Source organism: Vreelandella neptunia (assembly GCF_000712975.1).
Classification (GTDB): domain Bacteria; phylum Pseudomonadota; class Gammaproteobacteria; order Pseudomonadales; family Halomonadaceae; genus Vreelandella; species Vreelandella qaidamensis.
In genome coordinates, this window is record NZ_JHQL01000005.1 from 217737 (window position 1) to 238987 (window position 21251).

21 protein-coding genes are annotated in these 21251 nt (G+C 52.1%); 6 read left to right on the forward strand and 15 right to left on the reverse strand.

Translation table 11 applies throughout. The features are described from left to right. Nucleotides 1-48: 48 nt before the first annotated feature. The 14 genes from CR46_RS0115515 to CR46_RS0115580 all read right to left on the reverse strand — a co-directional run bounded on the left by CR46_RS0115515 (nucleotide 49) and on the right by CR46_RS0115580 (nucleotide 14399). Complete coding sequence (locus CR46_RS0115515) at nucleotides 49-918, reverse strand: CheR family methyltransferase (RefSeq protein ID WP_030074265.1); 870 nt, start codon at nucleotides 916-918, stop codon at nucleotides 49-51. Beyond that, the gene (locus CR46_RS0115520) at nucleotides 915-3080 is read right to left on the reverse strand and encodes a methyl-accepting chemotaxis protein (RefSeq protein ID WP_030074266.1); all 2166 of its coding nucleotides are present in this window, start codon (nucleotides 3078-3080) and stop codon (nucleotides 915-917) included. The genes CR46_RS0115515 and CR46_RS0115520 overlap by 4 nt, the downstream gene beginning before the upstream one ends. 59 nt (nucleotides 3081-3139) lie before the next feature. Beyond that, nucleotides 3140-4453, reverse strand: a complete 1314-nt coding sequence (locus CR46_RS0115525) for a methyl-accepting chemotaxis protein (RefSeq protein WP_030074267.1) — start codon at nucleotides 4451-4453, stop codon at nucleotides 3140-3142. A 131-nt stretch (nucleotides 4454-4584) separates the two neighbouring features. Then, nucleotides 4585-5085 carry a chemotaxis protein CheW gene (gene cheW, locus CR46_RS0115530; protein WP_030074268.1) on the reverse strand — a complete coding sequence of 167 codons (501 nt, stop codon included), beginning with the start codon at nucleotides 5083-5085 and terminating at the stop codon, nucleotides 4585-4587. Beyond that, nucleotides 5082-7172 carry a chemotaxis protein CheA gene (cheA, locus tag CR46_RS0115535; RefSeq protein ID WP_030074269.1) on the reverse strand — a complete coding sequence of 697 codons (2091 nt, stop codon included), beginning with the start codon at nucleotides 7170-7172 and terminating at the stop codon, nucleotides 5082-5084. Before cheA ends, cheW begins: the two co-directional genes overlap by 4 nt. Nucleotides 7173-7215: 43 nt before the next feature. Continuing rightward, the gene (gene motB, locus CR46_RS0115540; RefSeq protein ID WP_030074270.1) at nucleotides 7216-8136 is read right to left on the reverse strand and encodes a flagellar motor protein MotB; all 921 of its coding nucleotides are present in this window, start codon (nucleotides 8134-8136) and stop codon (nucleotides 7216-7218) included. Next, on the reverse strand, nucleotides 8133-9002 hold the full coding sequence (motA, locus tag CR46_RS0115545; RefSeq protein WP_030074271.1) for a flagellar motor stator protein MotA: 870 nt from the start codon (nucleotides 9000-9002) through the stop codon (nucleotides 8133-8135). Before motA ends, motB begins: the two co-directional genes overlap by 4 nt. A 225-nt stretch (nucleotides 9003-9227) precedes the next feature. Continuing rightward, nucleotides 9228-9752: a flagellar transcriptional regulator FlhC gene (gene flhC / locus CR46_RS0115550; protein WP_030074272.1), complete on the reverse strand. Its 525-nt coding sequence runs from the start codon at nucleotides 9750-9752 to the stop codon at nucleotides 9228-9230. Then, the gene (flhD, locus tag CR46_RS0115555; protein WP_030074273.1) at nucleotides 9749-10081 is read right to left on the reverse strand and encodes a flagellar transcriptional regulator FlhD; all 333 of its coding nucleotides are present in this window, start codon (nucleotides 10079-10081) and stop codon (nucleotides 9749-9751) included. The genes flhC and flhD overlap by 4 nt, the downstream gene beginning before the upstream one ends. A 104-nt stretch (nucleotides 10082-10185) precedes the next feature. After that, nucleotides 10186-10479: an EscU/YscU/HrcU family type III secretion system export apparatus switch protein gene (locus CR46_RS0115560; RefSeq protein ID WP_030074274.1), complete on the reverse strand. Its 294-nt coding sequence runs from the start codon at nucleotides 10477-10479 to the stop codon at nucleotides 10186-10188. Beyond that, on the reverse strand, nucleotides 10463-11671 hold the full coding sequence (gene fliK / locus CR46_RS0115565) for a flagellar hook-length control protein FliK (RefSeq protein WP_030074275.1): 1209 nt from the start codon (nucleotides 11669-11671) through the stop codon (nucleotides 10463-10465). The genes CR46_RS0115560 and fliK overlap by 17 nt, the downstream gene beginning before the upstream one ends. Continuing rightward, a complete protein-coding gene (fliT, locus tag CR46_RS0115570; RefSeq protein ID WP_030074276.1) occupies nucleotides 11668-12075 on the reverse strand; it encodes a flagellar protein FliT in 408 nt (135 codons plus the stop codon). Before fliT ends, fliK begins: the two co-directional genes overlap by 4 nt. 8 nt (nucleotides 12076-12083) lie before the next feature. Then, the gene (gene fliS / locus CR46_RS0115575; RefSeq protein ID WP_030074277.1) at nucleotides 12084-12500 is read right to left on the reverse strand and encodes a flagellar export chaperone FliS; all 417 of its coding nucleotides are present in this window, start codon (nucleotides 12498-12500) and stop codon (nucleotides 12084-12086) included. Nucleotides 12501-12707: 207 nt separating this feature from the next. Next, entirely contained in the window at nucleotides 12708-14399 is a 1692-nt protein-coding gene (locus CR46_RS0115580) for an HD domain-containing phosphohydrolase (RefSeq protein WP_030074278.1), read from the reverse strand. A 358-nt stretch (nucleotides 14400-14757) separates the two neighbouring features. On the opposite strand from CR46_RS0115580, the gene CR46_RS0115585 reads away from it, so the two are divergent. Then, nucleotides 14758-15150 (forward strand): flagellar protein FlaG, encoded by a 393-nt coding sequence (locus CR46_RS0115585; RefSeq protein ID WP_030074279.1) that lies wholly within the window; start codon nucleotides 14758-14760, stop codon nucleotides 15148-15150. 129 nt (nucleotides 15151-15279) lie between these two features. On the opposite strand, the gene fliE is transcribed toward CR46_RS0115585, so the two are convergent. Further along, nucleotides 15280-15606, reverse strand: a complete 327-nt coding sequence (gene fliE / locus CR46_RS0115590) for a flagellar hook-basal body complex protein FliE (RefSeq protein ID WP_030074280.1) — start codon at nucleotides 15604-15606, stop codon at nucleotides 15280-15282. 256 nt (nucleotides 15607-15862) lie between these two features. Here fliE and fliF point away from each other — a divergent pair, with 256 nt between their 5' ends. Genes fliF through fliJ form a run of 5 tightly spaced genes read left to right on the forward strand, consistent with a single transcriptional unit; the run spans nucleotide 15863 to nucleotide 21229 of the window. Then, nucleotides 15863-17614 carry a flagellar basal-body MS-ring/collar protein FliF gene (gene fliF / locus CR46_RS0115595; RefSeq protein ID WP_030074281.1) on the forward strand — a complete coding sequence of 584 codons (1752 nt, stop codon included), beginning with the start codon at nucleotides 15863-15865 and terminating at the stop codon, nucleotides 17612-17614. Then, the gene (gene fliG / locus CR46_RS0115600) at nucleotides 17607-18614 is read left to right on the forward strand and encodes a flagellar motor switch protein FliG (protein WP_030074282.1); all 1008 of its coding nucleotides are present in this window, start codon (nucleotides 17607-17609) and stop codon (nucleotides 18612-18614) included. Before fliF ends, fliG begins: the two co-directional genes overlap by 8 nt. After that, entirely contained in the window at nucleotides 18607-19371 is a 765-nt protein-coding gene (locus CR46_RS0115605) for a flagellar assembly protein FliH (RefSeq protein WP_030074283.1), read from the forward strand. Before fliG ends, CR46_RS0115605 begins: the two co-directional genes overlap by 8 nt. Nucleotides 19372-19385: 14 nt before the next feature. After that, nucleotides 19386-20774 (forward strand): flagellar protein export ATPase FliI, encoded by a 1389-nt coding sequence (fliI, locus tag CR46_RS0115610; RefSeq protein ID WP_030074284.1) that lies wholly within the window; start codon nucleotides 19386-19388, stop codon nucleotides 20772-20774. A 2-nt stretch (nucleotides 20775-20776) separates the two neighbouring features. Then, a complete protein-coding gene (fliJ, locus tag CR46_RS0115615) occupies nucleotides 20777-21229 on the forward strand; it encodes a flagellar export protein FliJ (RefSeq protein WP_030074285.1) in 453 nt (150 codons plus the stop codon). The last annotated feature ends 22 nt before the right edge of the window (nucleotides 21230-21251 follow it).

A 21251-nucleotide genomic window follows, 5' to 3' on the forward strand; every position in this document is an offset into this window, starting at 1 on the left:
CACTCCGATAAGGCGATTGCCAAAAAGGAGTAAACGCACGTAACCGATTTATCTTTTAGCGAGGGTGTAAACCGTCTGCCCACGCAGCTTGAATGCATCACTGATATACGAAAAGTTTTCCGAATGGCCGGCAAACAGTAACGCGTCCGGCTTCATCAACGGAGCAAACCGTTTTAAGATCTTTGCCTGGGTATCTTTATCGAAATAGATCATGATGTTGCGGCAAAAAACGGCATCAAAGGGACCTTTTACCGGCCACTGCGGCGCCAGCAGGTTAAGCGGTAGAAACTCTACCAACGACGACACTTCCGGCCGGATGCGCGCCAAGCCCGCATGGCCGCCGGTGCCTTTCTGAAAAAATCGTTTTACCCGCACTTCGTCTAACTTGCGCACTTGCTCAAGCGGATAAATGCCCGCGCGCGCTTTGCTAAGCGCGTCGGTATCAATATCGGTGGCAATCACCTTCGCCTGTGCAGCTTTTGGCCCTAGCGTCTCTAAGAGCGTCATCGCAATTGAGTACGGCTCCTCCCCGGTAGATGCTGCCGAACACCATATGGTGACAGGTGTTTGCTGCTGCTTAATATGCTCAGCTAATAGGGGGAAGTGGTGCGCCTCACGAAAAAAAGCGGTGAGGTTAGTGGTTAGCGCGTTAGTAAATGCTTCCCACTCTTTAGCGTCAGGCTGACGCTCTAAGCGCGTCAAATAGTCGGTAAACCGAGTGATGCCGTAATGGCGCAACCGCTTTGCTAAACGGCTATAGACCATTTCACGCTTATGCTCAGCCAGCACGATGCCAGCGCGCAGATAAATAAGCTCTCTTATCCGCGCAAAGTCGGCATCCGTTAGCACTAGGTCGCGCTCAATACCTCCCGATGTCCACTGACCGGCGTCAACTCCTCGCTCGCGATGGTCTGTCAAAATTCTTCCCACTCCTCTGCTGAGGCCAGCTGCCGCGTGGTTGACAACGAAGATGCTTTGTTCGGGCGTTCAATAGGTTGAACCGCATTAATACTGCGAACAGCAGCAGATATTGGTTTCAACTCGCCCTGCTCACACCGGTTATTTAAGCGGAAGGCTTCGACAGAGAGAGCCAGTAAACCGGCCTGTTGTTCTAATGCCACGGCGGCGCGTGCCGTTTCCTGAACACGTAAGGCGTTTTGTTGTGTTGCTTGATCCATTTCGGTAACGGCTTGGTTTACTTCCGCAATACCATGACTCTGCTCCTCAGATGCTGACGAAATATCGTGCATAATCTGTGTAACGCTGCGCGCCGCTTCGGCAACTTCACCAATGGCTTTTTCGGCTTTTTTAACTAGTCCAGCACCGGCATTGACTTCTTTGTTAGAGCCATCAATCAGCCCTCGAATCTCTTGCGACGCATTAGCACTGCGGCCCGCCAACTTACGCACTTCATCAGCCACTACTGCGAAGCCACGGCCATGCTCGCCCGCTCTGGCAGCTTCTACTGAGGCATTAAGTGCCAGAATATTGGTTTGGAAAGCAATCGAGTCAATGACGTTAATGATATCCGTCATTTGTTGTGAGCTTTGCGTAATCCGTTGCATATTCTCAACTAACTGCGCCATGAGCTCCCCAGTCTGCGCCACTTGCGTAGTATTGTTATCGGCAAGACGACGTGCTTCTTGAGCGTTATCGCTATTTTGACGCACCGTGGTGGTCATTTCTTCCATGCTGGAGGCCGTTTGCTGTAATGATGCGGCCTGCTGTTCAGTGCGCGACGATAGAGCCTCATTGCCGCTGGCAATCTCTTTAGCCGCAGGAGTGACCACATTGATACCGTCTTTAACTTCGCTGATGAGACTGCTCAAGCTTTTGCGCATCGTATTCAGCGATTCCATGAGTAGCCCCACCTCATCACGTTGATGCGGTGGAACTTTCGCCGCTAAGTTCCCTCCTGCTATCTGCAACGTGAAGCGAGACGCACTTTTTAGCGGCCGGACAATGGAACGTAGCATCATCACCCCGAGGAAGATAAGTGCTAACAAACCAACGCCCAGAACAGTGGCTTGAGCATTGAGCATTCTGGCTTGACCTTGCTCGGCATCGGCGGCCATCGCTTCAGCGGCGGCCTGCTTTTGGGCGATGAGCTGGTTCACCAGGGAAGAGAGTTCACGCCCTTCGTTATTCATCACGTTAATCACAGCGTCTAAGCCAGTAAACGCTAGATACGTTTCTTCCGCTTGTAATACATTGGCCGCCTGCAGCATGCCATTGTCTAAAAACGACTGCAGCCGCTCGTTGAACGACGTCGCCAGCGCGTCAGTGTTAACATCACGGGAGTAATACTGCTGCCAGGCTTGTTCAACCGCTGCTGCGTTATCGGCAACCATTTCGCCCATTTCAAAGCGCTGTTTGATCAGCTCCATTCGCTCTGGCTCAATCATGGCTTGGCGGGTTTGAGCGATGGTTTGGTCAATTTGCTGCAGGCGGATAACGTCTTGCAGGCCATCATTATTAAGCACGGCGAGACGCTCTCCGGCCAGATTGAGGCTATATAATCCCAGGCCACCGCTCAGCAACAGTAGCGCACCAGCCACGACAATCATGCCCGTTAACTTAGCTCGCAGGGTATCAAACCGTATCCGTTTTAAGCGCTGTACTAGGCCTTTTTTGCGCAGCTGGCCCTTCTCTAAGTAATACAGCTTGTTACGGCCCTCACGTATGTCAGCGTAGACCTGTTCTGCCTGTGCAATAGCCTCCCGCGAAGCCTGCACTCTGACGGAGGCGTAGCCAACCACGTCATCCTCTTCGATGATCGGCGTCACACTGGCATTCACCCAGTAGTGATCACCATTTTTGCAGCGGTTTTTAACCAGCCCTCGCCATGTTTCACCGCTCTCTACGGTTTGCCATAAGTTCTCGAACGCTGCTGGTGGCATATCCGGGTGACGAATCAGATTATGCGGCGCCCCCATCAGCTCTTCATAATCAAAACCACTGATCTGGATAAAGGCGGGGTTCGCATACGTAATACGCCCCTTAAGATCCGTCCGAGAAACAAGGAAGTCGTCACTGCGAAGCTCAACTTCGCGTTGAGTGACTGGCTGGTTATTACGCATTCGCATGCCTTATTGTTAGTAGTAAAGCCAAGGAAATGGTGATGCTCAAACCGCAAGGCTTAGAACGCTTCCCACTCATCTGCTGCTGCATGGCGAGCGGGTATTTTCTTTGTTGTCATGGCTGGGACAACCGCTGCTTGTTGAAGAGCACGAGGGGGATGAGAGTCTCGTGGCACATTAAAGTCTCGTGGTGGATTAGAGTCTTGTGATGTGCTGGACGCAATCTGGAAGCGCTCTACCGCCTCTCTCAGACGCGCTGCCTCACTTTCTAATTCATTGGCACTGCGTGCCGCCTGCTGAACCAGCTGAGCGTTTTGCTGCACCACTTGGTCCATCTGAGCAACTGCTTGGTTAACTTGGCCGATACCGTTACTTTGTTCTTCAGAAGCAGCTGCGATTTCATCCATAATGTCATTGACTCGCTGCACTGCAGCGACAAGATCCTGCATGGTTTGGCCCGCATGGTTCACCCGCTGCGTACCTGCATCTACTTTACCTAACGACGCATCAATCAGCGTGCGAATCTCTTTAGCCGCATTGGCGCTTCGGCTAGCAAGACTGCGGACTTCCTGGGCGACGACGGCAAATCCTTTACCATGCTCACCGGCGCGGGCTGCTTCTACTGAGGCGTTAAGTGCCAAAATATTAGTTTGAAAAGCGATGTTATCAATCACCGTAATAATGTCAGCGACCTGATGGGAGCTAGCGCTGATGTCTTGCATGGTTTCAATGATGTTGGCCACCTCTTCGCCACTGCGTCTTGCGGTGAGCGTTACTTCATTTGCGAGCTGACTGGCTTGCAACGCATTATCAGCATTATGGCCTACGGTCGAGGCAAGCTGCTCCATGCTAGACGCTGTTTCTTCCAGGGAAGAAGCTTGCTGTTCGGTGCGTGAAGAGAGATCGTTATTGCCACTGGCAATATGCTGGGAGCGCTCAAAAATTGACGCTCCGCTTTGGCGCACCACTCCAACAGTCTCAGACAATGAGGACTGCATGTGTGCCATTGCGCTGTACAGCCGGCCAATTTCATTGTTACCTGGCGATACAATGTGTTGACTTAAGTCGCCTTTGGCCATCTTTTCAAAATAACCGACTAAGCGATCCAGCGGACGCAAAACATTAACCGTCACCCCCCAAATCACCACGGCAACCGTCAACCCCGTCATGATGACAACGCCAATTAACACCCAGCGAACACGGGTGGCGAACTCGCTAAATACCACTTGCTGCGCCTGCAGATCGTTGGATGCCTGTACGATGGCAACGCCTTGATTAAGTGCATATAGCCCGATTCCACAGGCGACGACCACCAATAGTGAGAAGGTAGCCAATACTAGCCCCCAGCTCAGGCGCACGGTCATATTGCTCATTATTTGACGCATTAGCGATGTCACACGCGTTACTCCAAATACAGCTGTGTTGGCCGGTGTTGTCCATGACACCAGAGATGGCTGTTGTTTTGGCTGAAAAGGCACACTCCCTGTGCCGGGTAGACAAACGGTTAGCGGTTACTGGTGCTGTCGACTAATGCCATCTCTTCGCTGGTCAGCAATTTATCAATATCCACTAGCACTAACATGCGGTCTTCAAGGCTACCTAGTCCGCTCAGGAAGTCAGAAGAGAGCGTAACGCCAAACTCAGGCGCGGGTTTGATCTGATCGGGCGTTAACGTCATCACATCAGAAACACCATCGACAACGATACCGACGACACGGTCAGCCACATTGACAACAATAACAACCGTTTGACCACCGTACTCAACGTTTTCCAAATTAAATTTAATACGCAAATCAACAATCGGCACAATAACACCGCGCAGATTGGTCACTCCTTTAATAAAGTCAGGCGCATTGGCAATCCGAGTGACATTTTCGTAACCACGTATTTCCTGAACCTTTAAAATATCAATGGCGTACTCTTCTTCTCCTAAAGAGAACACCAAAAATTCGCGATTATCCGCCTCTGCGGCGGCTAAAACCGCTCCATTGTTTGCTTGACTCATGACGGCTCAGCCTCCTGGTAATAAGAGAGATGTGGATGATTCACCTTTTTTCCCGCTTCTTTCTTAGCACGGCTTAACCGGTGTAAGCCTGTGATGTCTAAAATGAGTGCCACGCTTCCATCGCCTAAAATAGTAGCCGCCGAAACGCCAGGCACTTTGCGATAGTTGTCTTCCAAGTTTTTTACGACGACTTGCTGCTGACCGACAAGCTCATCAACCAGCATGGCGTAACGACGCCCCTCGCCCTGAACAATCACGGCAATGCTTTTAGTTGGATCAGTGATCGCATTTTTGACGTCAAACACTTCATGAATAGCGATTACCGGTAGATACTCATCGCGCACCTTGAGCACCACATCGTCTCCTGCCATGGCATACATATCGCCCTCGGCAGGCTGTAACGACTCAAGCACGGTGGAAAGTGGCAAAATAAAGGTCTCACCCCCCACTTTGATGGACATGCCGTCAAGAATGGCTAGCGTCAGCGGCAACACAATACGTGTATTAGTGCCCTCACCTTTCTTAGACTGAATTTCAACCCGGCCACCCATGCCTTGGATATTACGCTTCACGACATCCATGCCAACGCCACGGCCAGAGACATCGGTGACTTCTTTTGCGGTAGAAAAACCAGGCGCAAAAATCAGCTGGAAAACTTCTTCGTCAGAGACGGTGTCAGGCACATTCAGACCGTTTTCACGCGCTTTCGCCAATAGCCTGTCACGGTCCATACCAGCGCCGTCATCACGGACTTCTATCAGAATATTGCCACCCTGGTGACGCGCCGAGAGCACCAGTTTGCCAACCCGTGGCTTGCCTAACGCCTCACGCTCGTCGGGCATCTCAATGCCATGATCCAAGCTGTTACGCACCAAGTGCGTGAGGGGGTCAGTAATGCGCTCAACCAAGCTTTTATCCAGCTCGGTAGATTTACCTTCAGTAATCAGCTCAATTTCTTTATTCAGTTTACTGGCGGTGTCACGCACAACTCGGGGAAAACGGCTGAAGACAAACTCCATGGGGATCATGCGGATTGACATCACCGCTTCTTGAAGATCCCGTGCGTTACGCTGTAGCAGGCTCATACCATTTTGTAGCGAGCTGTTACCCACAGACGAGTCGTCAAGATCGCTAACGGTTTGGTCGAGCATCGACTGAGTAATAATGAGCTCACCGACTAAGTTAATAATCTGGTCAACTTTATCGACTGATACGCGAATAGAGGAGGATTCTGCAACGGCTTTTTTAGCAGCGGGTTTAGCCGGCTTGGCGGTGGCTGGGGTGCTATTGGCAGGCTTAACGGGCGCCGCTGGGGTCTCCGCGACGCCATTGGATGTGTCTGCCGACGGCGCTGGTGCCTCTGCCTTGAGACTAGCGCTTTCGTCATTAACAGCATCCACCACACTAATCTCGATTTGTTCAGGCTCAATAATGAAGCACATCACTGCTTCGATATCATCAGCACTGACCTCTCCGGCCAGCATGACATCGTAGCGCTTCTCATCACCCGAGTGGGACTGTACATCGCCCAGCTGTCCAAGCTCTTCAACCAGTAAAAGCCGGTCTTTTTCGCTGACATTTAACAGCGCAACATTAAGGTGGCGCTCACTATCAGAGGAAGGCGCCGTCGTGGCAGCGTCAGATGGCGCTTGTTTTTCAACCACAGGTGACGGTGCGGGAGGTGCATCCAAGGTCTGGCCAATTTCTTCTAGCGCAATTTGCTGCAGAGTATGACAAATACGCTCATAGGCTTCTTGGTTGGGTTCTTCCTCGTTGCGATAGGCATCGAGTTGCTCGTGCATGATGTCTTTTGCCTCTAAAAAGGTATCAACGAGGTCAGCTCGCAACGTCAACTCACCTTTGCGAGCATGATCTAGCAGGTTTTCAAAGATATGCGTGGTTTTTTGCAGCACACTAAAGCCAAAGGTTCCCGCGCCGCCCTTAATAGAATGAGCAGCGCGGAAAATAGCATTGAGTTGCTCGCTATCCGGATCATCGACATCCAGCTCCAACAGGTGCTGTTCCATATCGGCCAACAGTTCGTCAGCCTCTTCAAAAAAGGTGTCAAAAAAGTCCGCTATATCCATGCACCGCTCCACATAAACGTCTTAGTGTTGTGATAAGCCCTGCTCATTCGTCTTCACCGCTCTGTGGCGTGCTTAGTGGCAACGCCTCTAGAGGCGCATCGTCATCGGGCAATGGGTTCTCAAGATTCATAATGCCTGGGTTGCGTATCGTCTCGGCAATTTCTGGCAGCAAGACAACAAGCTCAATACGCCGATTGATAGGATCAGTCGGCGAAGTGTCAGGCAACTTAGCACGATCAGCAAAGCCCGATACGCGTAGCAGTTGATCTGGGTCAAGCCCGCCGGTAACTAATTCACGCCGAGAAGCATTAGCCCGATCGTTGGAAAGTTCCCAGTTGCTATAGCCGCGGTAGCCACCAGCATAAGGCACGCTGTCGGTATGGCCGCTGATACTTAGATCGTTGGGTAACTCATTCAATAACGGTGCCATGGTGCGTAATAAATTACGCATGTAAGGTGCGACTTGATCGCTACCAAGTTCGAACATTGGCCGCTGCTCTGTATCTAATAGCTGGATACGCAACCCTTCGCGGGTTAAATCAAAGCGCATTTGATTACGTAACTGGCGCAGCTCTGGGTCTAGCTCAATGGCACGCTCAATGCGCGCCTGCACATCGTTAAAGAAGCGCCGTTCCTGAGCGCTGGGGCGACTATACTGCAGCACATCCACGCGGGCGCGTTCGCCATCGCTGTGGGTGGGGTCTGGGCCGCCCCCCGGAATCACTTGAGTGCTGCCCGACCGATCGCCACTGGTCATTGCCGTTATGAGCGGCGTGCTGAAGTACTCAGCAACTCCACGACGTGTTTCATCGTCGGAAACACTTAAAATCCACATCACTAGAAACAGTGCCATTAAAGCGGTCATAAAATCAGCAAGGGCAATTTTCCACGCACCGCCATGGTGAGCATGCACCACTTTTTTGCGCCGAATAATAATCGGACGTTTATCGCCCCCCTTACTCATGCATTACCGCTCTTTTTGGCATCACGAACGTACTCTTCTAACTCTGCAAAACTTGGCCGTTCAGCGGTATGTAGCGCTTTGCGACCAAATTCAACCGCTAGTTGCGGCGCATAGCCGTGTAAGCTAGCCAGTAAGGTGACACGTATGCACTGCAGCATCTTCTCTGCTTCTTTAGCTTGCCGCTCGGCGTAGCTAGCCACGGGGCTAATAAAACCATATCCCATTAAAATACCAAGGAAGGTACCGACCAACGCGAGGGCAATCATCTCCCCCATTTGGGCAGGACTAGCATCAGCGTAAGTCAGTGCTTTAATAACCCCCATGACGGCAGCAACGATGCCAAAGGCAGGCATTGCATCGCCCACTTTGGCAATGGCATCGATAGGGATATGTGCCTCTTGCTCGAAGGCTTCAATTTCATGGAGCATCAGCTCGTCAATTTCCATCGGCTCCATACCGCCACTCACCATCAAACGCAGATAGTCAGTTAAAAAGTCCATAATATGCGGATCAGCAAGTACGGTCGGGTGCTCTTGAAAAAGCGGGCTTTCTTGGGGGTTATCAATATCGCGCTCTATCCCCAACATTCCTTCGCGGCGAATTTTAGAGAGCAGCTTGTACTGCAGTGCCATCAGCTCCATATACAACGCTTTGTTATACTTTTTGGCGCGTTTGAGTCTGGGAAAGATTTTGAATGTTGCCTTAATGGCTTTGCCATTGTTCGCGGCAATAAATGCGCCTATGCCAGCGCCCCCAATCATAAGCAGCTCTGTTGGCTGATAGAGAGGGCCTAAGCTACCGCCTGCCAACACATAACCGCCGAAGACAGATAGCAGTACGACCAAATAACCCAGAGGAATCAGCACAAGCAGTATCCTTGCGATATCAGTTTTTGTATCAGTGGAGCGCTATTCCTGTGTTTCAAAAAGAGAACACAGAGCGTTGGTTCCACGCGTTTCTTAGCCATAGCTTACTCAGGCGCTGGCGGTGTTAATGAAAAAGTACCAACCCCTTTTGGTGCTATCTATACGTTAAAGACGCATTTTATTGGCTATATACCTGACCGCACCGGGCAAGATAATTTTTGTAGTTCAACACCGCGCTTTACGCGTCTTCCCAGCCCGCGAAGGCGGCTGACAAATGCCACAGACATACTCGTGGGTTGGACTATGAGCATGGGCAACAAAGTGCCCACCACAGCGGGTACACGTATTAAGCTGCAGTAAATCGCTTTCAAAAAATCGTACTAGCGTCCATGCGCGGGTTAGGCCCAACACCGGCTCAACGCCTTCTAAATTTATCTGCTCTTCATACAAGCGATAGGCTTTGACAAAGGCATCAATACGTTCACAACGGGTGTTGTTTTGTACGCTGTGATAAATGTTATAAAACAGCGACGAATGTACGTTAGGCAACCATGTCACGAACCAGTCAGCAGAGAAGGGCAGCATCCCTTTGGGTGGCGACATACCGCGTACTTCCTTGTACAGCTTGATCAGGCGCGTGCGACTTAGCTCTGTTTCTGTCTCCAATACTTGTAACCGTGCACCTAATTCAATCAGCTCTATGGCCAGCTGTACTTGGTGCATTTCATCAACCAAGCTTTTCTGGCTCACACTGACTCTCCTACAGGCAGTGTTTCAAACGCCTCACCAGCTGACAACAATGACGCATGTAAGCCTGAAAGCCCTTGATCCCGAGGGTTTTCGGTGATTTTTCGCAGCTGATGGGCACTGGTTTGGCTCAGACGACATATTAGCTGATTGTTACGTGCCAACTTTGTCAGCTGTCGAGCGTTAAGAGACACGAGCAAATCTGCAAGCTCGCTATCTACTTTTAGGCGAAACATTGCCGCCTCACGGTCTTCGACCAATAATCGCTGCGCAAGAAGTAAATACGCTAAATTAATTTCCTGAATTTCATCGAGAAAGCTTGTTTGACTCATAGTGTTCCATCGAACGACATGGGCGTTTCATTATGACTTTATACTGACGCCTTAAAAGTTGTTTACATTTCTCAGCACATGGTTGCATACAACGTTGGTATTGGCTACCGACGCCCCTGTCGAGGAGTTAACCCCTCTTCGGATAACTCAAATACCCATACCAGCAGTTCTGCCACCACCTGATATAAACTGGTAGGGATCTCGGCATCGAGATCTAACTGCATCAGCAGTGCCACAAGTTCAGGGGCATCGTGTACATAAATTCCTTGGCGTTGAGCCTCAGCCATGATTCTTTCCGCCAATTCTCCGTAACCTTTTGCCACGACACGCGGTGCTTGCTCCTTATTCTGGTAGGCAAGCGCGACAGCTTGGCGACGGTGATCAGCCGACGTCGCCATGATGACTCTCCACGGTGATATGACGGGCGTTTACCTGAACACTACGAAAATCTAACGCCGCCAGACGGCTTTCTAAACGCCCAATTCCTTGTTCTAGGCGGGCATGGGTTGAAGCATCATCCGTAGTTAAGTCAATACTCAGTGTTGACTGATAAAGCCTTAGCGACGCGCTGAAGGCGCCTAAATTAGGCACATCAAGCTGCATATCCGAACGCCAGCCCTCTTCCGCATCAGCATCCTTTTGAGCATTTTCTTGTTCACCTTCGCGTGAGGGCAGGTTAACCACTAACGCCATAAAAATCCCCGCCCAAACGTCGCCCTCCCAACGAATGGTAGGCATCACCAGTAGCTCAAGCTGCTGGCGCACTAGCCCCTGTAAGCTTTCATGGACAATATCGCGGCCACCGCGCAGAACCGCACTCTCGTCCAGTGCTCGTGCACTGGTCATATCAACGCTGGCCGACGCTAGGTCACGCGCAGCCCCTACCGGCAGAGTGGTATTCGCAAGCATTGGGGTGCCAGATCCCGTTACGCCATTTTGATGACTGGCCACAGGTAGCAACAGCGAATTCGGCAGTATGGCAACGTTTGCATTGCTGGCATTCAGCGCGGCATTAGACGCGAAAGGTGGCATTGCAAACGTTGCAACACTGGCTGGCAACATCATAGGGCGTGGCCCTGGCTGCATTTGCGGCTCTCGCAGCAGTTGCTGACGAGAAGCGTCGCCTTGAAACCAACGTTTTAGATGAGCTTCGTAAAAAAGACCGCTATCACGAATGCTGCCTTCTAAGCGATTTGCCAACGCTGGTGCAGAAGGCGCTTCTTGCTGCCCCATCAATGGCGTTTGTGGGCGTATCACGGCGGGAGGCGCGGGAAAACGTAACAAGACATCCGCAATGGTCCGGGCAGCTGGGCTAAAATGGGTTTGGGTAGAACCTGGAGGCGCATTGGAGGCATCTCCCGAAAGAGGCTGCCGCTGCTGGCCATCAAGCGATGGTGGTAGCCGCCTAAGATCGCCTAAGGGCGATGATAAAGGTCGCCCATCAAGGCTTGAGTCTCCTTGCAGTGCACGCGGGCCGTCACCTGACGGAACCGGTTGCACGGGAGCATTAAGCGGTCGCTGGGATAGCTCGCCCTGACGCCCAAGCACTTGATGCATGAGCGTATCAATAAGCGGCGTAATGCCACTCACGTTAACCCCTTCTCCTGATCGCTAGGCACGTCGAAGCCCGCCACTTCGCCTTGTTGAGGCGCATAAGCACGATGTAAATTACGTTGGCGCTGAGAGACGCTGATTAATTTTCCCAGCTCATCCCGCCTGGCCACCAAACGACGGCGAATTTCCACATCATGCTCAAGAATACCCTCTAACAGCTCTGCCTTGCGCTTCCTTGCCGCCTCATCAAGCACCGTTTCGGCATCACGCGAGCGCAACGCCTCAACGGACATCACATAGTGGGTGCGTTGCTCAATCAGCTCTGCCCACTGCTCCGCATTGGCGAGTTCGTGCATTTGTCTAACACACGTGAGTAGCTTGGCGTACGCATCGATGAGCGTTTGCTGGGCATTTTCACGAGCAGTTTCAGAAGCCGACATGCTTTGCCTCACGCACTTTGCTGTTGACCGATTTCACGCCATGCAGAGGCGATATCTTCAAGCAAGCGCTCTGCCTGATTGAGACTGTCTTCATCGTTTCGAAGGTTAGCCGCTAATAGTAAGCGGGCAATATAGTCATAGAGCGACGCTAGACGCTCTGCGATATCCCCCCCTTTTTCTTGATCTAATGCAGCTGCCAGGCCGTTATTGATGATATCCAGCGCCTTGGAAATCGACTTTCCTTTTTCAGCCGTATTGCCCGCTTGCATATGAATACGCGCCGCGCGGATGGCTGCCTGGGCACCATCAAACAACATAACGATGAGCTGATGAGGATCAGCTGACATAACGCCGCTTTCCACGCCAACGCGAGCGTAGGCGTTGGCACCTCGGCCATAAACAGTGCCGCCGCGAGAGTATGTCATAAGCGGGTCTCTCCTATATTGATGCGAATAACAGCATTGATGCGAATAACAGCGACCACAACCGCCGACACGCGCTGTTCTATTATCATTCAGAAACAAGCTTATTAGCTCAGTTACAACATATATCGGCGTCTCGCTAATAGACTTTAATATTTAACCTATATTTCACTCAGAAAATTTTACGTCTTTTCTGAGCAGGCTAGCCGACTATGTGGACACCGCCACTTCACGTTTTGGCTTACCTAATCGTTCAAGTACATCGCCTCGCAGAGTGTTGCCCAATGTCTCGCGCATGGGCGACTCTGCCTGATTTGTCAGCGTCACTTCAGCAGGAGCACCCTGCGCATCAAGGCGGATAATCCACGCCATCTGCTCACTGGAAAAGTGCGCAAGCGACCCCACCGGTAGTGGTTTGAAGTGCTCGATATAGCGCTTGGTCCAACGGGGGTCAAATTGATGCGGATGGCTCAGTAAATGCCGATAGATTTGTTGCGCTGTTTTGGCAGGACGATCTGCCCGATCGCGCCGCATTGCCTCTACCACATCTACCACTGCGCTCGCTTTGGCAAGTTCGTTAATGTCACTACCGGTTAAGCCATCAGGATAGCCACTGCCGTCCAGGCGTTCATTAATGCCGCCTATGACCGCTTGGGCAACGGCAGCGGAAAGCCACTGGCAATGCTGTAAGCGGCCTAGTAACAACGACACATGCTCACTCATAGCTTGGCGATGAGTAGCTTCAAAATGCGGGGCCTTAAACAGTATTTGCGGAATAAGTGCCTTACCAAGGTCATGCACCAAACCACTCGCGACGATCGCCTTACGTACGTCACGAGGCATATTTGCACCAACCAAATCAAGCAAATGCACCGCTACCGCGATTCCATGGCGAACTAATAGCGGCTCTGGCGATAGACATCGTGTCGCAAACAGCAATGCCTCGCGATCCTCTTCATGCAGCTGCAAAAGACGATCTGCGTTGCGTGACAGCTGGCGAGAGTCAATGTCACTCCCTTGCTGTAAAAGCAGCAACTGAGCATCTAAATAAGCCGCTATTTTCACCAACCGCCGTGCCATAGGCGTGGCATAGCGACGGATATCTCGCCGCCCCACGTGCTCGTTTCCTGGCGCGCGCTTGCTTGGTTGTTCAAACAGCGGCGATGGCTGACGATCCTCTTGCGCTTCTTTGCTGTAACGGGCAGCTTCGCGCTCAATTTCACAAACAAAATACCAAATTTGTCGCTCTTGCTCGGACGAGCAATTGGCGAAATGGAAACCTACCCGCAATAAGTGTCGCTCAGGATCGGTTTTTTGATGGCGCGGCACCCCTTGCACTTCAAAATAGGTGCCATCTGGAAACGTAAAAGCAAGTGCAAGGGGCCTATCAGCTTCAGAAAGCACACCGCTGGCGGTTAGCGGTAGCTCTATTTGGCAGCCATCCTGGGAAAGGTCTCGCAGTTCCCCCACAATATGTTCGCCACTTTCACCGCTCAACGAGGCTGGTACGGCCATACCAAACCGCAGCTCGGCGCGAAACGATTCGCGGCGTTGCAGCACGTCTAGAGTGGCGGGGTAATCGCTGCAGCATAAAAAGCGTCCACCCGCATGACGAGTCTCTGTCAGCGATAAAAGCGGCGTGCGCACCACCTTACCCTGGGATTGGCCACGTAGAAAAAACGACTCACCTTGCTGTAAGCGGCTTAACAGATGATCAACTGAAGATAAGTCCATCACCAATGTCTTCCCAGCGTGTTGCTCCATCAACACGATAGGCTCTGGGCGAGCGTCCTCGGTAGCTAAACAAAGCGATACGCCCCCCCCTTCAATCAAGGTAGTTAAAAGAGAGCTGACTGCTGCAGGACTGGTAACACTTTCGTATTCATCTGGTCGGACTGACATTCTCGTTTCGCTTCCCTACCACGTTGTTATTACAGCACGTTATTACGCCAAGTTATTACGCTACGTCTATATACCCATCACAACGCGGCAAAGCATACCAGAAGGCCTCTGGCTGCCGTACGCTCATGAAAAAACTAACTCCCCCTCCCATTTCATCTATAGTAAAGGAGCAACAACGGCGGGAAGCGACCGCTAGTGTGATAGCCTGCACCGATAAGCAGCCCTGCGCTTTATAAACAATGACATTAATTATACGTTTGCCGATAAAAATGAAAGAGGCTCATAGCGGCATGATGAATGGCCTCGTCACCTTTTCTTTGCTGCCTCTTGCGCAGCTTTTTTTAAAGGATTAACTATTATGGGCCCACTCTTCATTGACGACCTTGCCTCTACGGCATCAATACCTTACCAACCAATGCCCGTCCAACCCGCGCACACCCTAAAAGCTCAGTCTCTGCAGCCACCACTTAGCACGTTGACAAGCACCTTACCAGGTACGCCGAGCAGCCAACCAAATGAACCTAGCCTGCTGTCTAAAGAAGCGCTCTTAGCCCCTATACAGCGCATCAATGAAACACTACGGCCACGTGGGCTGGAATTTGCCCTAAGCGAGCAGTCTGAGCGGATTATCACGAAAGTCATCGACCGTGAAACGGGGGATGTTATTCGCCAAATACCAGCAGAAGAAGTACTGCTCGTTGCAGAGCGACTGGAGGAATTACAAGGCCGACTTATTTCTCTAGAAGCCTAATCGAGTGATGGGAGAGGAGACGTCGCTACCGCTGGCTTGGCACCCTCTCTTACTCCCCCACTTCGTTTCTTTGTTTCTTTCGTAAGCGTTTTTATCAATTCCGTATTAACGCCAGCGAATAAGTGTTATTTATACCTGCATATTCATTACGTCGCGGTAGGCGGTTACCAGGCGATTACGCACTTGCAACCCCATCTGAAAAGCGACGCTCGCTTTTTGCATATCGACCATCACATCACTCAGCTCAATATTCGGCTCACCTGCCTGAAACGCCATCGCCTTGGTATTCGCAGCCTGCTGCAAACGGTTGATGCGCTGAATAGATGCTTGTAGCTCACTACCAAAACCGCCTTGCCCCACCGCTGTGGCAACATGCTCTCCCTTAATAGGTTGGGCTGCTTGGGTAGCTAAGCCTTGCATTTGCTGTAGCGCTGACTGTATGGCAGGTGAACTCATAAACACGCCTCATCCAAAGGAAGGTGGAGTAATACCAAAAGCCTACCATTGGTAGTAGAACACTCATACGTACAAATACGCATTAAAAGCCGACCTGTTCGTTCATTTATGCTCGACTTGCCCCAGGATAATGGCGTTCATCACAATTCCGCTTCATTTTTTAGCGGATAACCGCGATTGACGGATATCAGCCTATGCTTTCTTTGGTGATGCGCCTGAGCCGTCATCAGTTTTGCCTGCCTTTATGGAGGCACGCATGAGCGAAACTGATGCTACGGCAGGCCGTCAGAACAGCACGACACAACAGACACCCCGCAGTGGAACGCCAGAAAATGACACTAAAAGTCCCTCAACGGTTGAGCGCACGTTAAAGCAACTGCGCGGTAACCCATTGGTTGTGCTATTGGTCGCTGCGGCGGCTTCTATTGCGATCATTGCTGCGCTTTTCATGTGGGCTAACAGCCCAGAGTATCGGGTTCTGTACAGCAACCTGAATGAAGCCGATGGCGGCCGTATTATTGCGGAGCTGGATAGTCGCGGCGTGCCCTACCAATTTAGCGAAGGTGGTCAGGCGCTGCTAATCCCTAGCGAACAAGTGCATACGCTAAGATTACAACTTGCTGAGCAAGGGCTCCCCCGTGGCGGTAACTTGGGCTTTGAGCTGATGGAGAATCAAGCGTTCGGTATCAGTCAATTTGCTGAGCAAGTTAACTTCCAGCGCGGTCTTGAAGGTGAGCTGTCCCGCTCCATTGAATCACTGGGTCCCGTTGATAAGGTCCGCGTACACCTTTCAATGGCCAAGCCTTCCGTTTTTATTCGTGACCGAGAGCCTGCCAAAGCATCCGTTGTTCTGACACTGCTACCTGGACGCGTACTAGGTGAAGGGCAAGTCAGCGCCATCGTTCATATGGTCTCCAGCAGTGTTCCTGAACTAGCGGCGGAAGACGTCACCATTGTCGATCAAAATGGACGACTGCTTTCCGCTAACACATCACAAGGTAATGACCTAGACGGCTCTCAACTTGAGTATATAGCGGAAGTTGAACGCTCCTATCAACGGCGTATCGAAAACATCCTTTCACCCATACTGGGTAGTGATAACGTCCGCGCGCAGGTGGCCGCACAGATCGACTTTTCGCGCCGTGAACAAACCTCTGAGCGCTATGCACCCAACCAGGCGCCCAATGAATCTGCGGTTCGTAGCCGCCAGCTTAGCCTATCTTTCGATGGTGAAGACCCGCTGGCAACCGGTATCCCAGGAGCCTTAACCAACACCCCTCCTGGCGTAGCACCCGCGCTGATCAATCAGCCCGACGCTGATGAAGAGGAAGAGGATGTCCCTGAAAACGCCCTCCAGAACCTGCGCCAAGAAGATGTCGTTAACTATGAAGTTGACCGCAGTATTGAACACATTCAGCATCGGCTAGGCCAGGTAGAGCGTCTATCGGCAGCGGTCGTCGTAAACTTTCGCCGTGTTATCAATGAAGAAGGCGAAGCAGAACAAGTTGCCCTAAGCCCTGAAGAAGTTGCTCAGCTTGAACGCTTAGTCCAACAGGCAATGGGCTTTTCGCAAGCGCGTGGTGATCAGGTAGAGGTCGTCAATACACCGTTCGCTACTACTGATGACAGTGCGTCTGACGTTGTTTGGTGGCAGCAGCCAGAAACACTCGCCATTGCTGCTACCTTGGGTCGCTATTTGCTAGTTGCCCTTGCGGCCTTGTTGCTTTACCTGCTGATTTTACGGCCTCTGATCAAGCGTTACACCCAGCCGCCGGTGATGGCTGCCGCAATGCCTGGCAGTACCTTTAGCGCTAGTGTCGGGGGTGAAGAAGATGAGCAAGAGAGTGGACAGTCTGCAGAGGCTGAAGACACCTATAGCAATAAACCTAAGCGTCGTCGTAAAACCTCGTTGTACGAACACAACCTCAACGACCTACGCGAAATGGCCCAGGAAGACCCCCGCATGGTCGCAATGATTATCCGCAGCTGGATGAACACCCATGAGTAGCCCGATTGCCGAGATGACCGGCGCACGTAAAAGCGCCATTCTCTTGCTTGCGTTGGATGAGGATAGCGCCGCTGAGGTGTTCAAGTACCTTAGCGCCAGCGAAGTACAAGACATCAGTATGGAAATGGCTCGCTTACATCAAGTCTCACACGAGGATATGAAAGCCGTACTAGAAGCCTTCCATAACGAAACAGAAGAGTTTGTGGCGCTTAACCTCAACTCCAGTGAGCATATTCGCTCTGTGCTTACAAAAGCACTGGGTAGCGAACGTGCGACGAGCCTTATTGAGGATATTCTCGAGACCACCGGTGGCAACTCAGGCATTGATGCGCTGAACCTTATGGAAGCCAACATGGTGTCTGAACTGATTCGTGATGAACATCCGCAGATCATCGCCACTATTTTGGTTCACCTGGATCGGCACCAAGCCGCTGATATTCTTGAGTTGTTTGAAGAGAAACTGCGTAACGATGTGGTACTACGGATTGCGACGTTCAGCGGCGTTCAGCCCGCCGCGCTGCAAGAACTGACGGAAGTACTAACCAGCATGCTAGATGGTCAAAACCTCAAACGCAGCAAGATGGGTGGCGTAAGAACGGCGGCCGAAATTCTCAACTTGATGAACTCGTCTCAGGAAGAAGTAGCCATCGAAACCGTTCGCTCTCACAGCGAAGACTTGGCTCAAAAAATTATCGACGAAATGTTCCTCTTCGAGAACCTACTCGACCTGGACAACCGTGCCATTCAGATGGTGCTTCAAGAAGTCGAAACCAATTCCCTGGTGGTGGCCCTCAAGGGTGCCCAGGACGCGTTGGTCGACAAGTTCCTGCGCAACATGTCACAGCGGGCAGCAGACCTGGTTCGCGAAGATATGGAAGCCCGCGGCCCTATTCGCGTGTCACAGGTAGAAACCGAACAGAAAGCTATTTTGCAGGTAGTCCGTCGACTGGCTGATTCCGGCGAGATCGTCTTAGCGGGCGGAGACGATGAGTATGTCTAACGCCAAAACGCCGGAGTTTGACCGGCACGGCAGCTGGCGGCGTTGGCAGATGGATGAATTGGCGCAGCAACCGAAAAACTCCCAACCGAGTGATGCGCCAACACCTTCCGCTCAGCAGCGCAAAGTAGAAGCAGCGAAGAAAGCCGCTGAACAGGCTCGTCAGCGTGAGGAAAAAGAGCGTCAAGCGTTCTACGAACGCATTCGTCAGGAAGCAGAGGAAACCGGCTATCAGGCTGGCTTAGCACGCGGCCATCAAGAAGGGCTTGAACAGGGTCTTAGCGAAGGGCGCGCCCAAGCAGAGAAAGAGCTTGAGCAACAGGTGCGTAAAACCGTGGCTCCGCTGCGTTCACTTGCCAAGCAATTTTCTGATGCACTAGAGCGTATTGATGAGACAGTGGCACACGATCTTGCTGAACTCGCACTGGCTACCGGCAAACAGTTAGCCGCAGATGCACTGCGAGAACGCCCTGAGCAAGTATTAGAGATTGTCCGTGAGCTGCTCCACACCGAGCCTCCGCTTGTGGGCCAGCAACGCCTTTGGCTTAACCCGCAAGATCACACGCTAGTCAAAGAGCATCTTGGCAGCGAGCTACTGGCGGCCAGCTGGACCTTACAGCCCGATGACCAACTTGCGCGGGGCGGGTGCCGAATCACCAGTGCCCAAGGGGAGCTAGATGCTACGTTTGAAAGCCGCTGGCAGTCGATCGTTGCACAGTTACGCAAGCGCCATCATAGCCATGAACCTCCATCCTCTTAGTCACAGGTAATGCCATGAGCGACGCGACGTGCCCTCATCTATACCGCTGGCGCAAAGCCCTGCACCGAACAACGCAGCGCGTTAGTCAGTTGCCTCACTACCGTACCAGTGGCCGTGTGATACGTGCTACGGGCATGGTCATTGAGGTAGTGGGGTTACGCGTGGCAGTAGGAAGTGCTTGTCGCATCGAATTACCTGGCGCGGATGGGCGGTTGAACGATAGCGACAAACATGCAGAAGCAGAAGTTGTCGGGTTTTCTGGCGACAAGCTGTTTCTGATGCCGTTAGAAGAAATTTCTGGCCTTATGCCAGGTGCCAGAGTCTCTCCGCTTAGCGATGGCAGTGGTCACAGCGCTCGCCGTTTTCCAATTGGCGATGACTTGCTAGGGCGAGTGCTCGATGGCAACGGCAACCCGTTGGACGACCGTGAAAGCGTTGAAGATACGCCGCGAGCAACCCTTAAAGCAACGCTGCTTAACCCGCTTTCCCGCGCGCCTATTGAGGAGCAAATCGATGTAGGCATTCGGGCTATTAATGCACTACTAAGCGTCGGCCGAGGTCAGCGCATGGGGCTATTTGCCGGCTCTGGGGTGGGTAAATCAGTTTTACTAGGCATGATGGCTCGCTACACCCAAGCGGATGTCATTGTGGTCGGACTCATCGGCGAGCGTGGCCGTGAGGTACAAGACTTCATCGACAACATTCTGGGGCCTGAAGGCCGCCGGCGTGCGGTGGTAGTGGCGGCACCTGCTGACACCTCACCACTGCAACGCTTACAAGGGGCCGCTTACGCGACGCGGCTTGCTGAAGGGTTCCGCGATGCAGGGCGAAACGTGCTGCTGATTATGGATTCGCTGACACGCTACGCCATGGCCCAGCGTGAAATTGCCCTCGCCATTGGGGAGCCACCGGCTACCAAGGGGTACCCACCTTCGGTATTCGCTAAGTTACCCGGCCTTGTTGAGCGTGCCGGAAACGCTGAGCGTGGTGGCGGTTCCATCACCGCGTTTTATACCGTGCTAACCGAAGGCGATGACCAGCAAGACCCCATTGCCGATTCAGCCAGGGCGATTTTGGATGGCCACATCGTACTTTCTCGAACACTAGCCGAGGCAGGGCACTACCCGGCAATTGATATTGAGGCCTCGATCAGTCGTGCGATGACCGCTATTAGCTCGCCTGAACAGCTACAAGAGGCGCGCACTTTTAAACAGCTTTTTTCACGCTATCAGCGCAATCGTGACTTGATCAGCGTAGGGGCTTATAGCCCAGGACATGATCCAAGACTGGACGAAGCGGTAAACCGCTTTCCATCATTGGAGCGATTTCTTCAGCAAAACATTGATGAGTGTGCAACGCTTGAAGCATCACGCCAAGCACTGCACGCGGTAGTGGGAGGTTAGCGATGAGTCATTCACAGCTCGACATGCTGACAGGCTTAGCCCGTGATGCCCGAGATAAAGCCGGGAAATTACTGGCTGAAGAACGCCAAACACAGCAGCAAACAGAAGCACAGCTTCAATCACTTAACCGCTATCGCGCTGAATATGCCGAGCGTTTACAAAAGGCGATGAGCGACGGCATCGACCCCGCCACCATGTACAACTACCAGCAATTCCTAGGGTCATTAGATGCCGCTCTCAGCCGAGCACGGCAAGCACTTGTGGCCCAGCAAAAACGTGTGCAGCAAAGCCAACAGCATTGGCAGCAGGAACAGCGTAAGCTCTCCTCCTACGACACGCTGACCTCGAGACGCGTATCAGAAGAGCATCGCCGTCAAGAGCGTTACGAGCAGAAAACTAACGATGACTTTGTAACTAACCGTTTAGCCCGCCAGCCGAATGATCAGTCGCATTAGCGCCGCGCCGAGGAGCTGTATC